Genomic DNA, 9183 nt, shown 5'->3' on the forward strand with positions numbered 1-9183 from the left:
ATAAGGTCGAACATTCTTGAGAAAAAAGTGTAAACCAATATTGACAATATCAAATATATTGAGTATAATAATCAAGTATAGAAGGAGGTTTTATTTATGAATCAAGCAGCAATGTTTCAGCTGAGCTACGGCCTTTTTGTTTTGTCTGCAAAAAACGGCGAAAAGGATAACGGATGTATCGTCAACACCGTACAGCAGATCACCACGACGCCCAACCGCATTTCCATAGCTGTCAATAAAGATAATTTCACCCATGATATGATCAAAGATACAGGTTCTTTTAATGTTTCCATTCTTTCCGAGGAAGTGACTTTTGACATCTTTAAGCATTTTGGATTCCAGAGCGGACGGGATGTTGACAAATTAAAGAACTTTTCTGACTATGAACGTTCCTCCAACGGTATCTTTTATCTGAATAAATACGCCAACGCTTTTCTCAGTGCTTCCGTCGCTGAGACTGTTGATCTCGGCACGCACACAATGTTTATTGCCGATGTGACAGACGGGGAAGTTTTATCGCAAGTTCCTTCTGTTACTTACGCCTACTACCATAAACACATCAAACCGCAGCCTCAGGAAACAAAAAAGACAGGATGGCGGTGTAAAATCTGCGGTTATATTTATGAAGGCGAGGAACTTCCTGCCGATTTCATTTGTCCAATCTGCAAACATGGCGCTTCTGATTTTGAGCGTATATTATGACATTTTGACCGATTTTCTGTTCAATTTAAAAAGCAGCCATATCTTCCCGGCTGCTTTTTACTGTAAACAAACTCTATTTTGATTTTTCTTAATGAAATTTGTATGTCAAAATTATAATTTTTCAATAAACTGATTGTCTGACTCATTCCAATATTATTGGTACACAAAATCAGTATTGCCATCAAAGTTAAGTTGATACATTCTGAATATGACAGAAATATCTTTTGGTTGCCACTGTTCTTCATATGAATAGCAGTATTTCATACCTACTTTTTTCATAATATTTCCACTTCTCGGATTGTTTTTGTCATGAGTTGCCGTAATATATGGCAGGCCGTCTTTTTTTACTTGTTCCACTACAGCCTTTCCAGCTTCTGTAACAATCCCCTTGTGCCAAAATTCTTTACGTAATCCATAACCAAAATCATGGTGTTCTTCCATATCTACCTTGATATAACCTATGGGAAAATTATCTTCTTTCAGGCAGATAGCATATGCATATCCTTGTGGCTGTGCATATTTTGAAGCATATCTTTCCTCATAAAATTTCTTTGTTTCCTCTACATTCTTCATAGGATACCATGGTAAAAATTTATTAACTTCTTCATCTTTAAGAATAAGAAAAAGAGCTTCTACATCTTGCTCTGTGAATTTTCTTAAAATCAAGCGTTCCGTTTCCAATATAGGTGTATTCACACCATCTTACCTCCAAAAATTCAAATTTATACAACCATAATTAATGTTCCCATACCAATTAGTATACATCCAACGATAGATTTCATCGTAAATTCCTCATGCAGTAACACAAATGCTAAGATCAAGGTAATCACTACACTTAATTTATCAACAGGTACAACTTTCGATACTTCACCAATTTGTAGCGCTCTATAATAACACAGCCACGAAGCACCTGTTGCCAATCCAGACAGGATCAAAAACAACCAACTTTTTCTACTGATTTCTGAAATACCGGATTGTTTGTTCGTAAGAAAAACCATACCCCATGCCATTATTGCAACAACCACAGTTTTAATGGCCGTTGCAAGATTTGAGTTAACCTTATCTATTCCAATTTTCGCCAATACCGATGTGAGTGCCGCAAATATTGCGGACAGTAATGCAAATACAAACCACATAGCACACACCTCCAAATTTTGATTTTCTTAATTTAACACCAGTTTTTCAATGGCTTTGGCCACCCCATCACTGTTGTGGTCATCTGTTATATAGTCTGCGATCTCTTTCATCTCATCTGTGCCGTTCTCCATGACGACTCCGATCCCTGCCGCCCTGATCATTTCATAATCGTTTTCCGCATCTCCGCAGGCCATGATGTTTTCCTTTTTCAAATCCAGATGTTCCATCAGGTGAGCCAGTGCATCTCCCTTATTACATGAATCAAGGGAAATCTCCAGATTATTTTTCAGCGAGGCCACAACCGTATATAATCCGCTTTCCGTCAATTCTTTTCTGGCTTTTGCCCGCTCTTCCTGATCTTCAAAAAACAGCGTCATCTTTTCAGAGGTTCCGCCTTCCTGTATAATATAGTCCTTGAGGTCTTCCACCGGTGTTCTGGATGCACGTATCATCTCCTCAGAATATTCTCCCAGATGAAACGACCCGAGTCTGTCCAGTTCTTCCTTATAGCAGTACACTTCTCCATCTTTGGCTATGCTCCGAAAAGCATGATATGGTCTGACATCTTCCAGGAGCTTAAGTACCTGATCCGTCTCAAACTGGTTCTTGTAGATTGATTTTTTCTTATGCAGATCATAAACTCTGGCTCCATTGCTCAGAATACAGTATCTCATTCTCTTAAGAGCCGTCAGCTTTTTCGGAAGCCCGTTCACTGACCGTCCGGTTGCAGGGACAATCTGAATCCCCCTGTCCATCGCCGCTTCTAAAACTTCTATTGTATGTTCTGTAATTTCCTTGCTGCTTGTCAAAAGTGTACCGTCCATGTCCATGGCGATCAGCTTAATTTCTCGTTTTTTCATCCCGTCCCCCGATGTTCTTTCCGTGTATTTCTGGTTTCTGTTTTATTATACCTCAGAAAAAAATTCCGGAAAAGACCTCCTTTCATTAAATTCCATATCTGATCGCCATCTGAAACCCAGCAGTCTGTGTTCTCTAAAAACCTTCTCACAACTTACTAGTTCCTTCTTTTCAATTTACTCATAATATACTATAATAAAAGCAATGACAGATACTATATCAGAAAGAGGAATATATATGCGTACAAAACGAATCGATGAAATAGAACAGTATATTATACAAGAAAAATCGGTATCTCTCGACACCTTATGCGATGTCTTTCAGGTATCTAAAAATACGATACGCAGAGATATCGATACACTTGCAAAGACAGGAAAAATCAAAAAAGTTTATGGAGGCGTCACTCTCAATGAAACACTTCCTTCCAAAAAGCTGCTTCCATTTGCAGAACGCCACGAAAAATATATGGAAGAAAAAAAGGCGATCTGCCGCCTTGCCGCAGATCATGTAAAAGACGGGGATATCATTTATATTGATACCGGAACAACCTGCCATAACCTGGTGGATTATATTTCTGAAAAGCGCTGTACGATCATAACAAACAGCCTTCAGGTATCCTTAAAGGCCCTGCCGTATGAAAACCTTACCGTAATCTCTCTTCCCGGTTATTTAAAAAGAGAGACTCTTTCTTTCGTTGATGTAAAAATAGCAGACTATCTGAAAGCGTTTAATATCGGAAAAGCATTCATGGCATGCACAGGTCTTTCGATGGAAAACGGTCTGACCAATGCATCCGAAGAGGAGTACAGAGTAAAGGAGGCAGTCACTGCAAACAGTATGGAACGCTTTGTTCTCGCGGATCATTCTAAATTCGGCATCTTTTCTCTGATGACTTACTGCCCGCTGGAAAAGATCCATTACATTCTCACAGACCAGCCGGTTCCGGAAGAATACGAGGATTTCTGCAGTATGAATTCTATTACTGTTGAGACAATAGGATAACTTTCGCAAAATCATAATCTGTGATGTCATAAAATGCTCCGAAGGCTTCAGCCCCGGAGCATTTTGTATTACATTCATCTTTTATTTACTTCTTCTGCGCTTTTCAATATAGGACAGGATCATATCCGCGGCATCTTCTGCGGTTGTTTTTCCCATATTCAGAGCTAGATCATAATTTCTTACATCGCCCCATTCCTGTCCCGTATAATAATTGTAATAAGATTCCCTTGTCTTATCTTCTTTTCTCATCTCTTCAAGGGTAACTTCCCTTCCCTCAGCTTTCGCAAGACGTTTCAGCCTATATTCATCATCTGCATAAAGAAAAACAGAATATACATTCTCAAAGTCTTTCAGGATATAATCAGCACATCTCCCAAGAAAAACTCCGGACCCGTATCCGGCCAGCTTCTGTATGATTTTTCCCTGCTCTTTATACATTTTGTTGTACACAGGAATATGACCCGGGGTTCCCATCATGACACTGAGACCTTCCATATATTTCGAACTCTTCCTGTAGTTCAGCTCCTTCATAGATTCTTCATCAAAGGAATCAAATCCAATTTTATCCGCTGCCATATACAGAATTTCCCTGTTATAATACCAAACGTTCAATTTTTCTGCCAGAATTTCTGCTACTTCTGTGCCGCCGCTTCCATGCTGGCGTCCGATCGTGATCAATGTTTTTTCCATCTTTATTTCCTTCCTGATCTGCTGTTGGGTTATCTCATAAGATGCCCATCTTATTTATAATTTATGACTATTATAGTTTCTTTAACTACAGTTTTCGCTCTCATTATACTCAATTCATTCCCACAATGCTATAATAACTTTCATTTTCAGCGGATCAATCATAATTTGTTATAAGAGTGGTCTGTCTCTTGTAAAGATTTCACAAACCATCATTTTTCAAAGGATACAAACCCGCAGTCCGTAGGATGATCCAGAATCAGCCCGTTCTTATGTTTCATAAGACAGCATCCGATGGTGAGATCCCCTCCGGCAGCGAGCATATTGAGGATTCCGAGCATGAAAAGCCTGTAATTAGGCACAGCCAGAGAGACAGCAAATATACCCAGACCCAGCACACAAAAAGGGAGATATAATCCCACCGCATAACTGCTGAATTTTAGAGGCTCCTTACAATGGCAGTATGGTGTCAGAGAACTCCACATGAAACCAAATGCAATACTATGCCATCCCTTTTTACAGCTCAGACTCCATCCTGCACCGTGCAGCATTTCATGAATGAAGATCGATACAAAGAACAGCCCAAGAAAAAGAACCAGATTTCTGCTGTCTATGGCAAAACCGTCCTTCCCCCAGCGAAGTGTGTAAATGATAAATGCTATAATACAGAACGGCCCTGCAGTCGCGAGTGCCATGACGTTTGCCTTCAGAATAGAGATAATCCCGGAAGATTCCTTGTACCCTGCTTCTTTCATTTCTTTTCTCGTCCTCTCATAGTTTTCGATGCGTTCCTGTTTCTTATCCTCTTTTTTCATACTTCTCTTCCGCCTTTCTTCATTATATACCCAAGTGCATACTACACTTCATTTCCTTTTTAATTTATCATATAACACCAGAAAAGTATTGTAAAATAACCGTAGAATTGCTGCACTTTACAAAAAAGCATCTCGAAGGCATACTGCTTTCAAGATGCTTTTTAAACTTATTTATTTTTCTTTTCTTCGTTTTTCGATGTATTCAAGGATTAAGTCTGCACAATCTTCCGGGCTGAGCTTTGTCATGTTGACAGCCAGATCATAATTCTGAACATCGCCCCACTTTTGTCCCGTATAATAGTCATAATAAGATTCTCTTGTCTTATCTTCCTTCTTCAGTTCAGATTTTGTGACTTCCCGGCCTTCTGCCTCAGACAGATGATTTAAACGGAATTCATCGTCTGCATAGAGATAAATTGTATAAACATTTTCCATATCTTTCAGTACATAATCTGCACATCTTCCAAGAAATACCCCGGATCCGTATCCTGCAAGCTTGCGGATGATCTTGGACTGTTCCTTGAACATCTGATTGTAGACCGGAATATGTCCCGGTGTTCCCATCATGACACTCAGTCCCTCCACATATCTGGAACTTTTTCTGTAATTCAGCTCTTCGAGGGATTTTTCATCTAAATCATCTACGCCAATCTTTTCCGCTGCCATGTGCAGGACGTCTCTGTTATAGTACCATACATCCAGCTTGTCCGCCAAAGCCTGTGCAACCTTTGTTCCATCACTTCCGTACTGACGGCTGATGGTGATCAATGTTTTTTCCATAGTTTCTCCTTTCCTACCTTAGTCTCAGAAATTTACTATAATATATTCATAATTAGCAACATTCTTCTAGTAATAACTCAGTACATTATAAATATATATCCTAATTATACTCAATTAGTTGCCAAAAGTCTATCTTTTTTCCAAATTCCTGATTTTGTATAGAGATAACCGATAGGGACAGAGACGGACGGTGCGATGAGACAAGCCAGATATACCCCATTCAGGCCGATCACATGATTGAAAATACCTGCCAAAACGATTCTCACGAGAATACAGTTAACAAAACTGCTCATAAATACATAAACCGTATGTCCTGCGCCTGTCATCAGCGAGTGATAGTTCAGGAACATAGCATAAAATATCTGGCCGATGATCTCAATCCTTAAATTCATTACCGCGGCAGAAATAACTGCCGGATCGTTTGTAAAGAGCGAAGCCAGCCATGGAGCACTGATCTCGATCACTAAAATCACGATCCCCGCCATGATCAGGCAGATCCTCATACCCTCTCTCATTGTTTCCCTCGCCCTCTCAAACTGTCCTGCTCCCAGGTTCTGCGCGATCATTGTAGCTGCCCCTCCGGACATGGATGTAATAAACAGCTGGCTGAATTCCTTGATCTTTATACTGATCCCATTGCCCGCAGAGACATCCACGCCATATTGATTGATAAAGTAGGTGACTGTGAGCCATGAAATTCCAGCAACCGTATTCTGCAGTACACAGGGGACACCCAGTTTCAGAATAGCCATCAGCTTTTCAATCCTTATTTTAAAATTTTTCAGATAAAATCCATAATAATCCTGATGTTTCCATGTATACACCAGAGCCGTCATAAAACTCACAGCCTGGGCACAAACCGTGGCATACGCCACTCCTCTGATCCCCATATGGAACACCGTCACAAAACATATGTCCAAAACAACGTTCAGAAGGATCGATGAGAGAATACATAAAAATGGTATCCTGGAATTTCCGGTTCCCCGCATGATGGAACTCAGCGCATTATATCCAAGGATAAAAATACATCCCCCTGCACAAATATGTAAGTATTCTAAAGATTCCCCCATTGCGGGAACACCGAGCATTCCAAGCAGTGTATCTGAGGTCAGATAAATGACAGCGCCGCTGGCAGCCCCAAACAGGAGAGAGATAGAAAAGAGTGTCCCCCCTGCCCGTTTTCTTTCTTTGTGGCTGCCGTTCCCAAAATACTGTCCGATCAGTATATTGCCTCCCAGAGTCAGTCCCACAGCTACCTGGGTCAGAAGGTTCATAATCTGACTGGAATTGTTGATGGCAGAAACACTTCTTTTTCCGATAAACTGACCTGCGATCACCAGATCCGCAATACTGTACAGAGCCTGAAGAACACTGGTCAGCACCAGCGGAAGGGCATAGACCGCCAATTTTTTTCTTACACTTCCTGTTGTCAGATTCCCCTGATTTTCCCTCATGTCCTATCTCTTCTTTCTATTTCTTATAACTCGCCTCTGGATTCCCGTTCTTCCAGTTCTTCCATGATTCCGGCATATTGTTTATCCAGTTTATAGAAAAACAGAACAACTGCTGCAACTCCCCATATGACAACCGGAGCCCAGATGTAAGTATTGGAGATGGCGCTCACCGCGCTTGCCGGCTGCTGTGCTGCCGCTCCCGTGCTGTCTGAAGAAATATAGCCCACTGCCGCCAGGACAGCACCTACGGCCGCACTGGAAAGTCCTGCTCCTACCTTGGATCCCACAGAAGCGGCACTAAAGATCATACCCTCCTGTCGGATGTGCGTCTTCCACTGCCCATACTCCACCGCATCCGCGATAAACGAGAAGATAACTCCGAACAGCGGTGCTTCTCCCAATCCCTTGACTGCTGCAGTCGCCACAGCCAGACCATAGCTCTGCGGATTAAACAAGAACAGAAGCTGTCCGGCCATGACGATCAGTGATCCTGCCAGCGCCAGGTTTCTTTTTCCAAATCTCGGAATCAGTGCCGGAAGAATCAGGATCCCGGCGATCTTTTTTCTTATTCCTGTCTTTTACTCTCTATGTATGTTATTTTCTGACCGGTTCTCCCACCATCAGCTTTCTGATCACTCCCAAGAGACTTTCATATCCTCCCAGGAACTGATTGATCGTCTTTACGAAAGCTCCATAGTGTACAAATTCTTCCGGTTTTAAACCGTCTTCTTCATATGCCATGATAAAATCCGGAATCTTGTTCAATTCATTTAAATATTTTTCCGGTACCGGACGGCTCATGCGCTCTTTTACCTCTACATCACATCCATTGATCTTCTCCTGCCATGGCTGTGTTATCGTCAGAACCACATCTCCTCCGATAAACTCAGACCAGTGGAAATAGTTTCTGTACGCTGCCGCCAGAAGTCTTGTCTTATATCCGCGTTCCTGATAAATCTCATATGCATTCTTAAAGACTGCCACGCCTGCATACTCCAATGCACATGGGTCCAGACAAAGATTATCCCGCTTCACAGCTTCTTTCACCCAGTCATCGGTACGTCCTACCATGATGGTACACACAGGTGTCATATTTTCGTTGGAAAGCCCTGCTTCTTCTCTCCTCTTTAATCCGCGCTCTACTGCCTCTGCCACAGCTACAGCCTGTGCTACGGTGAAAGATACGGTTGCGTTAATGCTGATCCCTGCAAAAGTAGCTTCTTCAAATGCCTTAATGCCTGCGGCTGAAGTCGGCATCTTCACCATAATATTTGGCGCCAGTTCTCCAAAACCAATCGCCTGCTTTGCCATCTCCTCTGCGTTTCGGTACAGTTTGGCATTGGTCTGGATAGAAATTTTTCCTTTTGCGTGATTTGTCTTTTCATATACCGGCTCCAAGAGTTTCGCACCGCGCACTGCCATCTGTTCGATCAGGCGCCATGCAATTTCCTCCTCTGTTGCCTCCGGCATTTCATTGATCCATTTTACAAGAGTGTCTTCCCAGAGATCCATCTCCTGATTCAATACATTTCCTACAATCACAGGGTTCGTCGTAGCTCCCGCTGCTCCGCGCTCAATGGCGTATTCCAGCTCTTTTACCGCACAAGAATCATTCCAGTATTCGGTCTGGGGAAATTTTTCACTAGTTTCAAACAGTTTTCCTTTTGCGTCTGACATAAAGAAGACTCCTTTCATGAGAAAGTTGTTGGTTATATTATGAATATATATATTAGTATATTATGATAATA

At 41.6% G+C, this 9183-nt stretch carries 11 protein-coding genes; 2 read left to right on the forward strand and 9 right to left on the reverse strand.

Translation table 11 applies throughout. The features are described from left to right. Window positions 1–96 precede the first annotated feature (96 nt). Window positions 97–702 (forward strand): flavin reductase, encoded by a 606-nt coding sequence (locus tag DWV34_RS17005; RefSeq protein ID WP_118476769.1) that lies wholly within the window; start codon window positions 97–99, stop codon window positions 700–702. A 153-nt stretch (window positions 703–855) separates the two neighbouring features. Here DWV34_RS17005 and DWV34_RS17010 read toward each other — a convergent pair whose 3' ends face one another. From DWV34_RS17010 to DWV34_RS17020, 3 genes are read right to left on the reverse strand one after another with little or no spacing between them, the layout of a single operon-like run. Further along, window positions 856–1398: a GNAT family N-acetyltransferase gene (locus tag DWV34_RS17010; protein ID WP_118476770.1), complete on the reverse strand. Its 543-nt coding sequence runs from the start codon at window positions 1396–1398 to the stop codon at window positions 856–858. A 26-nt stretch (window positions 1399–1424) separates the two neighbouring features. Continuing rightward, complete coding sequence (locus DWV34_RS17015; RefSeq protein ID WP_118476771.1) at window positions 1425–1838, reverse strand: EamA family transporter; 414 nt, start codon at window positions 1836–1838, stop codon at window positions 1425–1427. Between the two features lie 27 nt (window positions 1839–1865). Then, the gene (locus tag DWV34_RS17020; protein ID WP_118476772.1) at window positions 1866–2699 is read right to left on the reverse strand and encodes a Cof-type HAD-IIB family hydrolase; all 834 of its coding nucleotides are present in this window, start codon (window positions 2697–2699) and stop codon (window positions 1866–1868) included. 235 nt (window positions 2700–2934) lie between these two features. On the opposite strand from DWV34_RS17020, the gene DWV34_RS17025 reads away from it, so the two are divergent. Beyond that, the gene (locus DWV34_RS17025) at window positions 2935–3699 is read left to right on the forward strand and encodes a DeoR/GlpR family DNA-binding transcription regulator (protein ID WP_009288860.1); all 765 of its coding nucleotides are present in this window, start codon (window positions 2935–2937) and stop codon (window positions 3697–3699) included. An 81-nt stretch (window positions 3700–3780) separates the two neighbouring features. On the opposite strand, the gene DWV34_RS17030 is transcribed toward DWV34_RS17025, so the two are convergent. The 6 genes from DWV34_RS17030 to DWV34_RS17055 all read right to left on the reverse strand — a co-directional run bounded on the left by DWV34_RS17030 (window position 3781) and on the right by DWV34_RS17055 (window position 9112). Next, window positions 3781–4389 (reverse strand): cytidylate kinase-like family protein, encoded by a 609-nt coding sequence (locus DWV34_RS17030; RefSeq protein WP_009288861.1) that lies wholly within the window; start codon window positions 4387–4389, stop codon window positions 3781–3783. Between the two features lie 209 nt (window positions 4390–4598). Beyond that, window positions 4599–5201 carry a DUF3267 domain-containing protein gene (locus DWV34_RS17035; RefSeq protein ID WP_006565933.1) on the reverse strand — a complete coding sequence of 201 codons (603 nt, stop codon included), beginning with the start codon at window positions 5199–5201 and terminating at the stop codon, window positions 4599–4601. 171 nt (window positions 5202–5372) lie between these two features. Next, window positions 5373–5981, reverse strand: a complete 609-nt coding sequence (locus DWV34_RS17040; RefSeq protein WP_009288862.1) for a cytidylate kinase-like family protein — start codon at window positions 5979–5981, stop codon at window positions 5373–5375. A gap of 110 nt (window positions 5982–6091) precedes the next feature. After that, window positions 6092–7435: an MATE family efflux transporter gene (locus tag DWV34_RS17045; protein WP_022261145.1), complete on the reverse strand. Its 1344-nt coding sequence runs from the start codon at window positions 7433–7435 to the stop codon at window positions 6092–6094. A gap of 23 nt (window positions 7436–7458) precedes the next feature. Next, window positions 7459–8004, reverse strand: a complete 546-nt coding sequence (locus DWV34_RS17050; protein ID WP_325052334.1) for an MFS transporter — start codon at window positions 8002–8004, stop codon at window positions 7459–7461. Between the two features lie 25 nt (window positions 8005–8029). After that, a complete protein-coding gene (locus tag DWV34_RS17055; RefSeq protein ID WP_022261146.1) occupies window positions 8030–9112 on the reverse strand; it encodes a transaldolase family protein in 1083 nt (360 codons plus the stop codon). Window positions 9113–9183: the final 71 nt, after the last annotated feature.

The sequence above is a fragment of the Anaerostipes sp. AF04-45 genome (assembly GCF_003461725.1).
Classification (GTDB): Bacteria; Bacillota; Clostridia; order Lachnospirales; family Lachnospiraceae; genus Anaerostipes; species Anaerostipes caccae.